Consider the following 15,543-nt stretch of genomic DNA (forward strand, 5'->3'; position numbering starts at 1 on the left):
AGACGAGATAATGCACTCAAATCATGCAACAGGGAGGAAGATGCATGTTTACGAGACGCGATTTTATGAAGACGACGGTCGCCGCCGGCGCTCTGGTCGGTACATCCGGACTGGCCATGCCGGCCCTGGCCAAGGGCTCCAAGATCAAGCTTGGCTATGTCAGTCCGCAGACGGGTCCGCTCGCCGGCTTCGGGGAAGCGGACAAGTTCGTCATCGATGCCTTCCTTAAGGCCAATGGCGAGAAGTTCGACGTGGTGGTCAAGGACAGCCAGTCCAATCCGAACCGGGCGGCGGAAGTCGCCAAGGAGTTGATCGTCAACGACGAGATCGACCTGATGCTGGTGGCCTCCACCCCGGAGACGACCAATCCGGTTTCGACCACCTGCGAGGCTGAAGAGGTTCCCTGCATCTCCACGGTTGCACCATGGCAGCCCTGGTTCATCGGCCAGCAGGGCAATCCCGGTGATCCGCAAAGCTGGAAGCCCTTCAACTTCGCCTATCATTTCTTCTGGGGCCTCGAAGACGTGATTGCCGTCTTCACGGGCATGTGGTCGCAGATCGAGACCAACAAGCAGGTCGGCGGTCTCTTCCCGAACGACGGCGACGGAAATGCATGGGGTGACCCGAATGTCGGCTTCCCGCCTGTGCTGAACGCGCAAGGCTACGGCCTGACCGACCCCGGTCGCTATCAGAACATGACCGACGACTTCTCCGCGCAGATCGCCGCATTCAAGAAGGCGAATTGCGAGATCCTGACGGGCGTGATGATCCCGCCGGACCTCACTACCTTCTGGAACCAGGCGCAGCAGCAGGGCCTCAAGCCCAAGATTGCCTCGATCGGCAAGGCCATGCTCTTTCCGCAGGCGGTCGAAGCGCTCGGCAAGGGCGGTCACAACCTATCGACGGAAGTCTGGTGGACGCCGACCCATCCGTTCAAATCGTCACTGACGGGCCAGACGGCGGCGGAAGTCGCGGCGGAGTTCACCAAGGTGACCGGCCGTCCCTGGACTCAGCCGATCGGTTTTGCGCATGCGCTTTTCGAGCTTGCCGTCGACGTGATGAAGCGGGTGGAAGATCCGACGGACGGAGAGGCAGTGGCCGCCGAAATCGGCAAGACGAAGCTCGATACGCTGGTCGGGCCCATCGCCTGGGGCAGCGACAAGCTGCCGCCCTTTGCCCAGAAGAATATCGCCAAGACACCGCTTGTCGGCGGACAGTGGCGTCTGAAGGACGGGGGCAGCTACGAGCTCGTCGTCGTCGAGAATTCCACGGTGCCGGAGGTGCCGCTGGGCGGCAAGATGGAAGCGTTGAGCTGATATGCAAGAACTGGCCGGCGGCTCGTCCGCCGGCCGCAAACCTGCTCGGGAACGATCGATGACATTGCTGCAACTCGATGGAATTTCGAAAAGCTTTGGCGCACTGACGGTGGCCGAGGCGATCGCCTTTTCGGTTTCGGAGGGCGAAGCGCTGGGTATCATCGGGCCCAACGGCGCGGGAAAGTCGACGCTTTTCAACCTGATAACCGGGACCATGGCCTCGGATGCCGGAACGATCCGCTTCCTCGGCAAGGACGTGACCCGGGTCAGTCCCATGCAGCGCTGCCTGTCAGGCATGGGTCGGACCTTTCAGATCCCGCAGCCGTTCGAGAAGCTGACGGTCTTTGAAAACCTCCTGGTCGCAGGCACTTTCGGCCAGCAGAAGCGGGAAGCCGATATCGTTTCGGACTGCGCGGACATCCTGGTCGAAACCGACCTTATTGCCGAGGCCAATACGCCTGCCGGCAGCCTGTCATTGCTGCAGCGCAAGCGGCTGGAACTGGCGCGTGCGCTGGCAACCCGGCCCAAGCTCCTGCTGCTCGACGAAATCGCCGGTGGCCTTACGGAAGGTGAATGCAGCTTGCTGGTCGAGACCATCCGTTCGATCCATCGCAGCGGCGTGGCCGTCATCTGGATCGAGCATGTCCTGCACGCCCTGAACTCGGTCGTCGAACGACTTCTCGTCCTGCATTTCGGCCGCATCATCGGCATCGGCACACCGGATGAGATGATGAACTCGCCGGAAGTCCGCGAAATCTATCTGGGGATGGAGGTGTGATGACGCTGCTTCAGACATCCGGCCTGACCACCCATTACGGGGATTTTCAGGCGCTTTTCGGCGTTGACATGCATCTTGAGGCCGGAGAAACGGTCGCCGTCATCGGCGCAAATGGCGCGGGCAAGACGACGCTCATGCGGGCGATATCGGGGGTTCTTGCAAGTCAAGCCGATGCGATCCTCTTCAACGGCCGACCGATCGGCGCGCTGGCCTCGCCGGATGTCGTGAGACTTGGCATCGCCATGGTGCCGGAGGGGCGCAAGCTCTTTCCGTCCCTCACGGTCGAAGAGAACCTCCTGATCGGAGCCTATGGAACAGAGGGAAGCGGCGCCTGGGATCTGCATAGGATCTATGATCTCTTTCCGGTTCTCAAGGAGCGCCGCCGGTCTCCGGGGACCGCGCTCTCCGGCGGGCAGCAGCAGATGGTGGCGATCGGGCGGGCGCTGATGTCGAACCCCAAGCTGCTCTTGTGCGACGAGATCAGTCTCGGTCTGGCGCCGGTCGTCGTGAAGGACATTTATGCCGCCTTTCCGCAGATCAAGGCGACCGGGGCTTCCATCGTGATCGTGGAGCAGGATATCGGCCACGCGCTGCTGGTCTCCGATCGCGTCTATTGCATGATGGAGGGTCGCATCACGCTCTCGGGCCGTTCGACGGACGTGTCGCGCGAGGACATTCACAAGGCCTATTTCGGAGCCGCGACCCATGAACATCATTGACACACTTGTTCAGGGCGTCCTGCTCGGCGGTCTCTACGCGCTGTTTGCGGCGGGCCTCAGCATCGTGTTCGGCATCATGCGGCTGGTCAATCTCGCGCATGGCGACCTGATCGTCTTTGCTGCCTTTGTGATCCTGACGCTGACGTCGCTCCTCGGGCTCAATCCGTTCCTGTCCGCCCTTGTCGCGGCGCCGTTGATGTTCGCTGCCGGCTGGATGCTGCAGTATTTTCTGCTGAACCGGACGCTCGGAAAGGATATCCTTCCGCCGCTGCTCGTAACGTTCGGCCTCTCGATCATCATTCAGAACGGATTGCTGGAGGGCTTCACCGCCGACAGCCGGCGCATTGCGATGGGCTCGCTTGACGCGGCGACGATCTCGCTCGGCAGCGTCAACATCGGCGTCATGCCGCTTCTGACATTCCTCTCCGCCATCGCCGTGATCGTCGCGCTGAACCAGCTGATTTACCGCGCACCCATCGGTCGGGCATTTCGCGCTACGTCGGATGATCCGGTGACGGCAGGGCTGATGGGGATCAGGCCGAAGCGGATCTTCGCCACCGCCACGGGCATCGCCATGGTCGTCGTGACCGTTGCCGCACTCTATCTCGGAACGCGTGCCAATTTCGATCCCTCGGCCGGCCCGTCGCGCCTGATCTACGCTTTCGAGGCGGTCATCATCGGAGGGCTGGGGTCCCTTTGGGGGACACTCGTCGGCGGCGTGATCCTCGGGGTTGCCCAGACGGTCGGCGCTAGCATCAATCCGGAATGGCAGATCCTGGCTGGCCACATCGCCTTTCTCGCTGTTCTGGCCTTCAAGCCGCGCGGCTTCTTCCCGCGCGCTTTCGATTGAGGTGCAACGATGACTTCAAAAGCTCCGAGCTGGACCATGGCGACTGGCACGCGCGCATCTTCGCTCTTCGGCGTTGCGGCAGCCGTGCTCGTCCTGGTCGGAGCGGCGGCGCCGTTCCTGGTTCCCCGCGACGTCCTTCAGGACCTGTTTTTCATCCTGACCATGCTGGTTCTGGCGCAAAGCTGGAACCTCCTGGCGGGCTATGCCGGCCTTCTCTCCATCGGCCAGCAGGCCTTTGTCGGGTTCGGGGCCTATTCGATGTTCGGCTGCGTGATCCTCCTTGGAATGGATCCGCTGCTGGCGACGCTGCTTGCCGGCGTCCTTGCGGTCCTGCTTGCCATCCCGGCCGGCTTCTTTTCCTTCCGTCTTCAGGGGGCCTATTTCGGCGTCGGCACCTGGGTCATTGCCGAGGTGGTCCGACTGATCGTCGCGCAATGGAAGACACTTGGCGGTGGCACGGGCACTTCCTTGCCGACCGAAGCACGCAAGGAGATGCTCGGAGTCGGTTTCCTGAAAGACGCCTTCGGCATGAAAACGTCCGAGGCGAGCGATGTGCTGACCTACTGGTTCGCACTTCTTCTCGCCGTTGCCACCATCCTCGTCTTCTACCGCATACTTCGCACGCGTCAGGGCCTCGGCCTCGCCGCAGTGCGCGACAACGAGACGGCGGCCCGCGCCGTGGGTGTCAATGCGCAGCGCATGAAGGTTTTCGTCTATCTGGTCACGGCCTTCATCACAGGCATCGCCGGCGCGCTGATCTACGTCCAGAAGGCGCGCATTTCGCCGGACGCGGCCTTCTCGGTCGTCGACTGGACGGCCTATGTGCTCTTCATCGTCGTCATCGGCGGCATCGGTACGATCGAGGGTCCGATCGTCGGCATCATCGTCTTCTTCATTCTTCAGAAGACGCTCTCGGATTTCGGATCGATCTACCTCCTGATCCTCGGCTTCATCGGCATCGCGACCATGATCCTTGCGCCGACGGGTCTCTGGGGGCTCTTTTCGGAAAAGACAGGCATTCAACTCTTTCCGGTCAGGCGCAGGCTCGTCCTCACGCAACCGGCATCCGTTCAAAATCAGGCCAGTTAGGGAGGACTAAATGGCAGACTTTTCAACTGACGTTCTCATTATCGGTATGGGCCCGGCAGGCGGCGCCATGGCGGCGCTGCTCTCGAGCTACGGCGTCGACAATATGGCGATCAACCGCTACCGCTGGCTTGCCAACACACCGCGCGCGCATATCACCAATCAGCGCACGATGGAGGTCATCCGCGATCTCGGCCTGGAGGTCGAGCAGGAGGCCTATCTCTATGCGACAGCCCAGGAATACCTTGGGAACAACGTCTTCTGCGCGTCGATTGCCGGCGAAGAGATCGGCCGCATGTACAGCTGGGGAACCCATCCGAAGTCGAAGGCCGAGCATCTTCTGTCGTCTCCGAGCCTGATGAACGACCTTCCGCAGACCTATTTCGAGCCGATCCTTCTGAAGACGGCGTGTTCGCGCGGCACGCAGCCGCGCATGTCCACGGAATATCTGTTCCATGTCCAGGACGCCGACGGGGTGACGACCACCTGTCTGGACCGGCTCACCGGGGCAGAGTTCACGGTTCGCTCGAAATTCCTGATCGGCGCGGATGGCGGCAATTCGAAGGTGGCCGAACATGCCGATCTCCCCTTCGAGGGGAAGATGGGCGTGGCGGGTTCCATGAATATCGTGTTCAAGGCCGATCTCAGCAAATATGTCGCGCATCGGCCTTCGGTTCTCTACTGGGTCCTGCAGCCCGGCGCGGATGTCGGCGGCATCGGGATGGGCCTTGTTCGCATGGTGCGCCCCTGGAATGAATGGCTCATCAACTGGGGCTACGACATCAATCAGCCCGCGCCGCAGGTCGACGAGGCCTTTGCGAAGAAGGTGGCACGCGACCTGATCGGTGATCCCGATATTCCGATCGAGATTACCTCGACAAGCACATGGACGGTGAACAACATGTTCGCGACCCACATGCAGAAGGGGCGCGTCTTCATCATGGGCGACGCCGCCCATCGTCATCCGCCGTCCAATGGTCTGGGCTCCAACACATCCATCCAGGACGCATTCAACCTGGCCTGGAAGGTGGCGCTGGTCGCCAAGGGACAGGCCGGAATGGGGCTTCTGGACAGCTACAGCGCCGAGCGTGCGCCCGTCGCACGCCAGATCGTCACTCGGGCGAACAAGTCGATCGAGGAATTTGGTCCGATCTTCAAGGCTCTCGGGCTGCTCGATTCCGTCGATCCGGTGAAGATGCAGGAAAACATGGATGCCCGTTGTGGCACGACACCGGAGGCCGAGGCACAGCGCAAGGCCATTCGCGAAGCCATCGCCTACAAGGTCTACGAATTCGACGCGCATGGCGTGGAGATGAACCAGCGCTACACGTCAAATGCCGTTGTGACGGATGGTCAGACGGAGCCCGCGTTCACCGAGGACGCGGATCTGCACTTCCAGCAGACGAGCTGGCCCGGTGCACGTTTGCCACATGCCTGGCTGTTCTCCGACGACGGCGGGAAAACCTCCACGCTCGACCTCTGCGGACACGGCATGTTCAGCCTTCTGACTGGTCCCGGCGGTGCCGATTGGGCGAAGGCTGCTGCGACGGTCAGCAAGACGTTCGGCATTGATGTAGCGGTCCATATCATCGGTCCGCGCCGCCCCTGGCAGGACTTCACGGGCGACTGGGCACGCATCAACGAGATCTCCGACAGCGGCGCCTTGCTCGTTCGTCCAGACCATCATGTCGCATGGCGTTCCTTCGGCGCCGTTGCCGATCCGGCCGCCGAACTGCACCGCGTGCTCGCGGCAATCCTGAACAGATAGAGGGAGGCAAACATGGAAGCGCACGAGAAAGGTTTTTTCACGGAAGAGAATTCCGTCGAGGTCGTCACAGGGCGCAATGCCAAGGCCGAGAACCCGCGCCTTGTGCAGGTGATGGAAGTTGTCACCCGCAAGCTGCACGAAGCCGTCAAGGAACTGGAGCCGACGCAGGACGAGTGGCTTGAGGCAATCATGTTCCTGACCAGGACCGGCCAGATATGCAACGAGTGGCGCCAGGAATACATCCTGCTTTCCGATATCCTCGGGGTGTCCATGCTCGTGGATGCCATCAACAATCGCAAGCCGTCCGGCGCGTCGGAATCAACGGTTCTCGGACCCTTCCATGTCGAGGGAGCGCCCCATCTGGAAATGGGCGCCAATATATGCCTCGACCAGAAGGGGGAGGACATGTTCATTGAAGGGCGTATCCTGGATACCGACGGCAAACCGATAGAGGGTGCGGTGATCGACGTGTGGCAGGCCAATGATGAAGGCTTCTACGACGTCCAGCAGAAGGGCCTGCAGCCGGACTTCAACCTGCGTGGCATCTTCAAGACCGGCGCGGATGGCCGTTACTGGTTTCGCGCCGTCAAGCCGAAATACTACCCGATTCCGAATGACGGCCCCGTCGGACAGCTGTTGGAGGCGCTTGGCCGCCATCCCTATCGCCCCGCACACCTGCATTACATCATCACGGCCGATGGCTACGAGACGCTGACGACCCACATCTTCGATCCGGATGATCCCTATATCAATTCGGATGCCGTCTTCGGCGTGAAGGAAAGCCTGCTTGCTGAGTTCGTCATGACCCACGACGAGGAGCGCGCGGCACGCTATGGCTTCGCCGGAGATTTCTGGGATGTGAGACACGATTTCGTACTCGCGTCAAAGGCGACGAAGGCCCATTAAAGGGCACTCTTCCATCGCGTAGCGGCCAATGTGCACCATCTTTGCCACCGGCAAATGAGAGGCCTGCCAATTTCCATTGGCAGGCCTCATAGCAATTGAAAGCGGTGCGCCGTCAGGGACGCACGGCCTTTACTGCATTTTCCGCCACCGCCGGCGCTGAGTTGCCCCATGCGCTGCGCAGGAAGGTTTCAAGCGTGGCGATCTCGCCATCCGAAAGCCGGTCGGCGAAGGCCGGCATCTTCAGCCGCTCGGGCCGCTTTTCGGTGGAGGGCATCTCCGCGCCGTGGAGAATGACCTCGGTCAGCCCCTTGGTCGTATCCGCCATCACCAGCGAGTTTCCGGCCAGCGCCGGGAAGACGCCGGGCGCTCCCTGTCCGTCCGGCATGTGACAGGCACTGCAATTGTTGAGATAGAGCAGTTCTCCATCGCTGAGGCCTGTCGCGGCCTTGAGCTTGGCCGTCGTCGGATCGTCGGCGGCATCGAGGCGATCCGTGGTGCGTTTGTCCGCAGATACCGGCTTCGGATTCGGTTTTGCGTCCGAAATCGCCCGCAGATAGGCAACCATCGCATCGGCATCCTCGTCCTTCATGTACTGAAGCGAGTCCGCGATGACGAGCTGCATCTCGCCAACGACCGCGGAATGCGCGTTGCGGCCGGTGGTGAGATAGTCCTTCAGGTCCTGGTCGGACCAGGTCTGGAGGGCCGAATTGGCCGTACGCAGATCGGGCGCCGACCAGCCGCCGATTTCTCCTCCGGTCAGGAAGGAGGGATTGTCGGCCTTCTTCCCGTCCTCGGCCATGAACTGATCGCGCGGGCTGTGGCAGGCTGCGCAATGACCGAGCGCCTGCACGAGATAGGCGCCACGGGCAAGCTCGTCGCTGCCGGCCGCCTTTTCATCCGGACGGAAGCCGGGCTTGTCGAGCGCCAGCCAGTTCCAGGCACGGATGCCCCAGCGCTGGTTGAACGGAAAGGCAAGCTTCGTCTCCTTCACCGGATTGTCGACTGCCGCGACATCGTTATGGACGTAGTCCCAGATGGCGCGGATATCCTCTTCCTTCAGATGCCGGTAGTTCTCATAGGGCATGGCCGGGTAAAGGTGCACGCCGCCGGGCGCTATGCCATCGACGAGGGCGGCATGGAACTGCTCATAGGTCCAGTCGCCGATGCCGGTCTTTGGATCTGGAGTGATGTTGCTTGACCAGATCGTGCCCATCGGGCTTTCGATCGCGCGGCCACCGGCAAACGGCTTGCCGCCTTCGGCGGTGTGACAGGCCTGACAGTCGGCCATCTGCGTGGCGTATTTGCCTTGGCCCGCCGCCGGCTTCCAGTCGGCAGCAACAGTGCCGTCCGGCTTGGTGAGAAAGGGCGGCACGAAGATAGTCGCCGCCAGCGCCACGAGGCCGAGGACGGCGAGCGCAAGGATGATGCGAATAAAGGTTTTCATGATCCGCGCTCCTTACATCAACGGTCTTGGGTTGGGCAGGTAATCCTTGCGCAACGCCTCGAGCGCCCAGTAGGCGAGCCCCCCGACCGCGCCTGTCGGGTTGTACTGCAGGTTCTGGGGGAAGGCGGAGGCGCCCATGACCCAGACGTTATGACAGTCCCAACTCTGGAGATGGCGGTTGATCGCCGAAGTCTTCGGGTCGATGCCCATGATCGCACCGCCGACATTATGGGTCGACTGGTAGGGGCGGACATCGTATTGCGCGCCGTCGCCCTTGTAGCCGGAGGACATGGCATCCGGGTTCATGCTCTTCGCGATTTCCTCGATCCTTGCCTTCATGAACTGGGTCATCTTGATGTCGTTGTCCTTCCAGTTGAAGGTCATGCGCATCAGCGGACGGCCGTGACGGTCCTTGTAGGTCGGATCGAGGTCGAGACAGGTATCTCGATAGGCCATGTTCGATCCGTGCGAGCCGATCGAGAGATTGTGGCCGTACCATTCTCCCACAGCCGCTTTCCAGCCGGCGCCCCAGCCGGGCGTGCCCGGTGGAAGCGACATCTGCTGGATCGGTCGGCCGCCGGTGTGGCCGCAGGTGATATAGCTGCCGCCAATGAAGCCTTCCTTGCCAAAATCGATCTGCGACATCGAGAAATCGTCGATCGTCATGCCCCCGGATCCGGTGCCCACGAACGGGTTGAACACCTTGTCCTTGAACCAGAGGCCGGTCCCGCCGGTCATCTGGTAGGAATAGTTGCGCCCGACCACGCCTTCGCCGGTATCCGGATTGTAGGGCTGGCCGATTTCGGACAGCAGCAGAAGGTGGACGTTGTGCAGCGAATAGGCGCAGACCAGCACGAGATCGGCCGGCTGGAAGACCTCCTCGCCGGTATTGTCATCGAAATAGGTAACGCCAGTCGCGGTTTTGCCATCGGCGGCCTTTTCGATCTTCAGCACCTCGCATTTGGTCTTGTAGCTGAAGTTCGGCTTGCGTTTCAGCGCATCGAGAATGCAGACCTGCGGTGACGACTTCGAATAGTTGTTGCAGCCGAAGCGTTCGCAGAAGCCGCAATAATTGCAAGGGCCGAGCTGCATGCCGTAGTCGTTGACATACTGGACCGAGGCATTGGCCGAAGGGCGCGGGAAGGGGTGATACCCCATCTTGCGGGCAGCATCGGCAAACAGCTCCGAATCCCAGGTATTCTTCAGCGGCGGCATCGGATAGTCGGCCGAACGCGGCGCCTCGAACGGATTGCCCCCCTCCTGGATCTGGCCGTTGAGATTGCCGGCCTTGCCGGCAATGCCGGCGACGCTCTCGAACTTGGTGAGGAAGGGCTCCATTTCCTCGGCCGTCACGCCCCAGTCTTGAAGCTGCATGTCTTCCGGAATGATGTCGGCGCCGAAGGTCTCTTCGACATAGGAGCGCAGCCGGTATTCCACCGCCTGTGGCCGCCAGGTCTGGCCGTTCCAGTGAACGCCGGCGCCGCCGACGCCGTCTCCCGGCAGGAACGAGCCGAGTTGACGATAGGGAAGTGCCGTTTCCTGCGTGTTGTGGCGCACGGTCAACGTGGAGTTGGCGGGCTTCTGCATCAGGCCGTAACGCACGCCGTATTTCAGTTCGTCGAATGTGTTGGGATACTGGAAGTCGGGAACGGTGTTGCGGTCCTCACCCCGCTCGAGCGCGAGGATTTCAAGACCTTCGCCGGCCAGTTCCATGCCCATGATCGCGCCGGTCCAGCCGAGCCCGATGATGACGACGTCTTTCTTGGGGTCTGTTCTCGTTGCCATGGTTTACGCCCTGTCCCCGTTGATCGCCACGGGACCCAGCGGATACTTCGCATTCTCGCGACCCGGCCAGGAGGTGAAGGCACCACGCGCGCCCGGGAAGCCGATATAGACCCAGGCCTGCATGTCGTGATTGCCGCCGTAACCCGGATCGGCGAAGTAGCCTTCCTTTGTGTTGGCGAGCAGGAAGGAGAAGAAGTCCCGAAGCTCGGGATCGAGCGGCACTTCACCCTTTTGCAGCGAGGTCAGGGCCGCGTCCTGCTTTGCGGAGTCCAGATTTTCGAAGCCGTCGCCGTGGGTCTTGTTGCACCAGTCCTGAAACGCCGGGATCGCCTTGCGATAGATTTGCGCCGGGGTGAGGGGGCTCTGGAAGCCGAGCGTCGGCGTCGCCGAAGGGTGGAACGGCCCCTGCATGTACCAGTCCGAAGCCTTGCCGAAGTCTCCTGCGAGCTGCCGGTCGATGAAGACCGGCACCCGACATTCGATCGCGCCGGGTCCGTCGCCGTCCGAGGGAATGAGTCGGGCGCAGGCGGCCATCACGAAGGCCCATTCCGCGTCGTTGAGATAGACCCGCTCGTATTGATCAAGCGGCGGTGGGGCTTCCTTCTCGGGCGTTTGTGCACTGGCCGTACCGGCAAGCGAAGCTATCGCCATCCCTGCGGCGCTTCCCTTGAGGAAACCGCGCCGGGAGGGGCGTCCTGGCATATCTCTCATGATGTTTTCCTTTCGCCGGCTGATGCCGGACTGATCTTTCCGCGGGTGCTGGTTCCGGGACATTTCCCGAATTGGCAACCGCTCCGTCGTTCCCGGCGCGCCCGGAAACGCATGTCAGTTGCAAGCGGCAAACTGACAAACGCTAAAGTCTCACATTCCGTTCCCTACCGCCAGAGAGTTGTCACCCTATCGTGATACAATCAAAGGGTACCTGCGTGTTTCGGGATCGGGTTTTCTCGAGCGCAGACGAGAATTTTTGCGCTCGATCACCAGTAGCCACGACGTTTACCTGCATCCTGCCCGACACCGATGCGGGACTGATCCGACACCAGTTTTGGCGCCCTGACCGCAGACGGTTGCTAAGCCGCGGCAACCGGTATGGTGCTTTCGCGTGACCATGTCAGCGTGACGGCCTCGCCGTCACCGAGGCTCACCGATCCAGTATTGGGAAGGCCCACTCGGATTTCGCGACCATTGTGATTGACGAACAGCGTGGTGCTGTTGCCGGCGAAGAGCCGGCGCTCGATACGGCCTTCCAGCACGTTGTCCAGTCTCGGCTGTTCAGCCGAGACGATCCGGATCCGCTCCGGGCGAACCGCACAGCGGATCACCCCGGACTGCATGTCGTTGCTGTCGGCGACGCGAACTGCGCGGCCGTCCGTGAGCATCACGCCACTGTCCTGCCATTCGCCCTCGAAAATATTGGCGTCCCCGAGGAAGGTCGCGGCAAACAGGGTCTTCGGGCGGTTGTAAATGTCTTCCGGCCGTCCTTCTTCGATCAATCTCCCATCCTTGAGAAGGCCGATGCGATCGGCCATCGTCAGGGCTTCCTCCTGGTCATGGGTCACGAAGACGGTGGTAATGCCGATTTCCCGTTGAATACGTTTTAGTTCGACCTGCATGTCGAGACGCAGGGCCTTGTCCAGTGCCCCGAGGGGCTCGTCGAGAAGCAGTACGCGAGGATTGATGACGATCGCGCGCGCGAGCGCCACACGCTGGCGCTGTCCACCGGAAAGCTGATGCGGCTTGCGGCCCTCGAGCTTCCCGAGTTGCACGAGGTCGAGGGCGTTCATGACCTTCTTTCGCATCTCCTCGCGCGCGACGCCCCGCACGCTGAGGCCGAAGGCGACATTCTCGAACACCGTCATGTTGGGAAACAGCGCATAGTTCTGGAACACCATGCCGATGTTGCGCTTTTCGAGGGGAACCCGTTCGACGCTTTCGCCATTCATCTCGATGTGGCCGGTGTCGGGATAGTCGAAGCCGGCGATCATTCGCAACAGCGTGGTCTTGCCGCTGCCGGACGGGCCGAGAAGTGCGTAGAAACCGCCATCCTCGAAGCGCACCGAGATGTCATCGAGCGCCTTGTAGATGCCGAAGCTTCGTGACAGGTTTTTCACCTCGACGCTGGCCATCAGCTATTTCCTCCGAATTTGTAGAAGCGGGCGGTCACCAGCATCAGGACCATGGACATGACGATGATGATCGTCGACACCGCGTTGATCTCGGGCGTGAAGCCCTTGCGGATCGCTGCGTAGATTTCGACTGGAAGCGTCGTCTGCCCCGGGGTCGCCAGGAAATAGGAGACGACGAACTGGTCGAAGGAAACGGCGAATGCGAAGAGCCCGCCTGCGACGACGCCCGGCGCAAGATAGGGGAGTGTCACCCTGCGGGTGATCTGCCACTGGCTGGCGCCCAGCGAGCGGGCCGCCTCCTCAAGCTCCGGCGCGAAGGTCTGGAGGCGTGCATTGATCACGATGATGACATAGGGCAGGGCGAGCGCCACATGGCCGAGTATGATGGCGTGCAGGCCGCGGCCTATTCCAATGCCGTAGAAGAAGACGAGCATTGCCGTGCCGGTGATCAGCCACGGAATGGCGATCGGCGGCAGCAGCAGCGCCTGAAGCAGCTTCTTGCCCCTGAACTCGTAGCGGAAGAAGGCCAGCGATGCGGCCGTGCCGATGACCGTCGCGACAATCGTGGTGATGACGGCGATCTCGAGACTGTTGAGGGCGGCGCCGATCAGCTGGCTGTCATGCGACAGCGCCTGGTACCACGTCGTCGACCACGTCAGCGGCAATTGGTAGAAGGGCGATGCGTTGAACGACATCAGTCCCATGATGACGATCGGCAGATACAGGAAGGCCAGGAGAAGGCCGACATAGAGGCGCCCGATGGCGTTGAGGAAGCGCGTGGTCTTGCTCATGCGGCTTTCCTCATGACGGGGGAGGCCAATGCCAGGATGGCGAGGACGAGAGCCAGCAGGATGAAGGAGAGTGCGGCTCCGAGCGGCCAGTTGAAGACGGCGACGAACTGGTCCTCGATGACGGTTCCGTAGAAGGTGCCGGTCCGGCCGCCGAGGATGCGGGGCTCCATGAACGAGCCGATCACCGGCACGAAGACGAGAACGGCTCCGGCGATGATGCCCGGCAGCGACAGCGGGAGAATGATGCGCCTCAAAATCCGGAAACGTGATGCGCCGAGCGACCGCGCCGCCTCGATGAGGCTGTCGTCGATCGCCTGGATGCTGAGGTAGCAGGTGAGCACGATGTAGGGCACATAGGAATGCACGAGGCCGATGATGACGGCCGGATAGGAATACATCAGGTCGATATTGACCTTGAACGGCAGGATGGCGTTCAGCGCCGTATCCAGTATGCCGCCGCTGCGCAGCACCATCGCCCAGGAGAAGATGCGGACGAGTCCGTTGCTCCAGAAGGGGAGGATGACAAGCAGGAAGATCGCTTCCCGGGTTCTCCCCTTGAATACCTTGGCCAGCACATAGGCTGACGGGAAGCCGAGCACGATGCACCATACCGTGACTTCGAAGGCCAGGCGCAACGATGACAACAGAAGCTTTGCGTAGACATCGCTCGAAAAGAAATCGGCGTAGTTCGACAATGTCAGCGACCAGGGCTTGCCCATGAAAGGCATGTCGCTGGCAAAGCTGAAGAAGACCATGGCCGACAATGGCAGGAAGATTGCCACCATCAGCCAGAGATAGGCGGGAAGGAGCAGCGGCGCGGCGGCTTTCGCCGTCGAACGATGCCCAAGCCGGGATTGTGATGCGCCCATGCCGTGCTCCTTCCCTGATCGTGACTACTTCACATTGACCTTCAGTTCCTGCCAGACCTGCAGGTACTTCTCGCGGTCGGCATCCGAGACGGGCGCCTGGAACTGGATGCGCGACGCGACCTGCGGGTCGCCCATCACCTTTCGGTTGAATGCGTCTTCCGGCAGTTCGGCGACGGCTGCAGTGTTGGCCGAAACCGGTGCGCCGACCTTGTTGTCCCATTCGACATAGAATTTCGGATCGATCATGTAGTTGATGAAGGCTTCGGCGCCCTCGACGTTTTTCGAATCCTTGGGGATGGAAAAGGCGTCAAGCCAGCCGACCGCGCCTTCTTCCGGAACGACGAAGGTCACCGGAAGGCCGAAGTTCTTCTTGGCGCGCGAAGCCGAACCGCTCCAATAGGTGCCGACGTCGATCTGGTTGGCGGCAACCATCTGATTCCAGTCGTTCTCTGCACTCCAGAACGTGCGGATCTGGGGCATCAGGGACGCAAGCTTGGCCTTGACCGCATCCATGTCCTTGATGTCGTTGATGTTCTGCCCGGTTGCAATGGCGCCGAACTGAATGGCTTCGAGGGCGTCGTCGCGCAAGACCACGCGTCCCTTGTGGGCTTCATCCCACATCACCTGAATGGAGGTCGGGGTCTTGTCGAAGGCCTTGTCGTTGACGGCGATGGAGGTCAGGCCCCAGACCCACGGCACGCCATAGGTCTGGCCGTCGTGGTTGAGCAGGGGCGACTTGGCCTTTTCCTCGCTGATGTTCGCCGCATTGGCGATCTTGCTGGTGTCGATCGGCTGGATGAGCCCTTCCGACGTCGCCTGGTCGTTGAAGGCCGCGTTGATCATCACGACGTCGTAGAGGCCGGGATTGGTCCGCAGCTTGGTCAGCATTTCCTGTTCGGAATTGAAGTAATCGTTGATGACCTTGTTTCCGGTGGCCTTTTCGAAGGCTTCCACGGCCCAGGGCTCGTCGGTGCCGTAGCCCTTCCAGTTGAGAACATGGACGTCGGCTGCCATTGCGCCGGATTGCATCAGCACTGTCATGATGGCGGTGGTCGCCAGTATCGTATAGGATTTCATGTCTGCTTCCTCTCAGATTTGATGTGCC

At 61.3% G+C, this 15,543-nt stretch carries 14 protein-coding genes; 7 read left to right on the plus strand and 7 right to left on the minus strand.

Translation table 11 applies throughout. From position 1 onward, the window contains the following. Window positions 1–44 precede the first annotated feature (44 nt). From ACU5AZ_RS15295 to ACU5AZ_RS15325, 7 genes are read left to right on the plus strand one after another with little or no spacing between them, the layout of a single operon-like run. Window positions 45–1,316 (plus strand): ABC transporter substrate-binding protein, encoded by a 1,272-nt coding sequence (locus ACU5AZ_RS15295; protein ID WP_446823199.1) that lies wholly within the window; start codon window positions 45–47, stop codon window positions 1,314–1,316. Window positions 1,317–1,374: 58 nt separating this feature from the next. After that, window positions 1,375–2,094 (plus strand): ABC transporter ATP-binding protein, encoded by a 720-nt coding sequence (locus ACU5AZ_RS15300; RefSeq protein WP_446823200.1) that lies wholly within the window; start codon window positions 1,375–1,377, stop codon window positions 2,092–2,094. Further along, on the plus strand, window positions 2,094–2,813 hold the full coding sequence (locus ACU5AZ_RS15305; RefSeq protein WP_446823201.1) for an ABC transporter ATP-binding protein: 720 nt from the start codon (window positions 2,094–2,096) through the stop codon (window positions 2,811–2,813). The genes ACU5AZ_RS15300 and ACU5AZ_RS15305 overlap by 1 nt, the downstream gene beginning before the upstream one ends. Beyond that, complete coding sequence (locus ACU5AZ_RS15310) at window positions 2,800–3,663, plus strand: branched-chain amino acid ABC transporter permease (RefSeq protein WP_446823202.1); 864 nt, start codon at window positions 2,800–2,802, stop codon at window positions 3,661–3,663. Before ACU5AZ_RS15305 ends, ACU5AZ_RS15310 begins: the two co-directional genes overlap by 14 nt. A 9-nt stretch (window positions 3,664–3,672) precedes the next feature. Next, entirely contained in the window at window positions 3,673–4,752 is a 1,080-nt protein-coding gene (locus ACU5AZ_RS15315) for a branched-chain amino acid ABC transporter permease (protein WP_446823203.1), read from the plus strand. Between the two features lie 10 nt (window positions 4,753–4,762). Further along, a complete protein-coding gene (locus ACU5AZ_RS15320) occupies window positions 4,763–6,517 on the plus strand; it encodes an FAD-dependent oxidoreductase (RefSeq protein ID WP_446823204.1) in 1,755 nt (584 codons plus the stop codon). 12 nt (window positions 6,518–6,529) lie between these two features. Further along, the gene (locus tag ACU5AZ_RS15325) at window positions 6,530–7,423 is read left to right on the plus strand and encodes an intradiol ring-cleavage dioxygenase (RefSeq protein ID WP_446823205.1); all 894 of its coding nucleotides are present in this window, start codon (window positions 6,530–6,532) and stop codon (window positions 7,421–7,423) included. Window positions 7,424–7,535: 112 nt separating this feature from the next. Here the strand turns inward: ACU5AZ_RS15325 and ACU5AZ_RS15330 are convergent, their stop codons facing one another. From ACU5AZ_RS15330 to ACU5AZ_RS15360, 7 genes are all read right to left on the minus strand, one after another. Further along, window positions 7,536–8,867 carry a c-type cytochrome gene (locus ACU5AZ_RS15330; RefSeq protein ID WP_446823206.1) on the minus strand — a complete coding sequence of 444 codons (1,332 nt, stop codon included), beginning with the start codon at window positions 8,865–8,867 and terminating at the stop codon, window positions 7,536–7,538. A 12-nt stretch (window positions 8,868–8,879) separates the two neighbouring features. Continuing rightward, window positions 8,880–10,652, minus strand: a complete 1,773-nt coding sequence (locus ACU5AZ_RS15335; protein ID WP_446823207.1) for a GMC family oxidoreductase — start codon at window positions 10,650–10,652, stop codon at window positions 8,880–8,882. Window positions 10,653–10,655: 3 nt separating this feature from the next. Beyond that, window positions 10,656–11,363 carry a gluconate 2-dehydrogenase subunit 3 family protein gene (locus tag ACU5AZ_RS15340; RefSeq protein ID WP_446823208.1) on the minus strand — a complete coding sequence of 236 codons (708 nt, stop codon included), beginning with the start codon at window positions 11,361–11,363 and terminating at the stop codon, window positions 10,656–10,658. Window positions 11,364–11,722: 359 nt separating this feature from the next. Then, window positions 11,723–12,778: an ABC transporter ATP-binding protein gene (locus ACU5AZ_RS15345; protein WP_446823209.1), complete on the minus strand. Its 1,056-nt coding sequence runs from the start codon at window positions 12,776–12,778 to the stop codon at window positions 11,723–11,725. Further along, window positions 12,778–13,569, minus strand: coding sequence for an ABC transporter permease (locus ACU5AZ_RS15350; RefSeq protein WP_446823210.1), 792 nt, complete (start codon window positions 13,567–13,569; stop codon window positions 12,778–12,780). Before ACU5AZ_RS15350 ends, ACU5AZ_RS15345 begins: the two co-directional genes overlap by 1 nt. Next, the gene (locus ACU5AZ_RS15355; protein ID WP_446823211.1) at window positions 13,566–14,438 is read right to left on the minus strand and encodes an ABC transporter permease; all 873 of its coding nucleotides are present in this window, start codon (window positions 14,436–14,438) and stop codon (window positions 13,566–13,568) included. The genes ACU5AZ_RS15350 and ACU5AZ_RS15355 overlap by 4 nt, the downstream gene beginning before the upstream one ends. Before the next feature lie 24 nt (window positions 14,439–14,462). Beyond that, on the minus strand, window positions 14,463–15,515 hold the full coding sequence (locus ACU5AZ_RS15360; RefSeq protein WP_446823212.1) for an ABC transporter substrate-binding protein: 1,053 nt from the start codon (window positions 15,513–15,515) through the stop codon (window positions 14,463–14,465). Between the last annotated feature and the right edge of the window lie 28 nt (window positions 15,516–15,543).

It is taken from the genome of Rhizobium sp. PAMB 3182 (assembly GCF_052908355.1).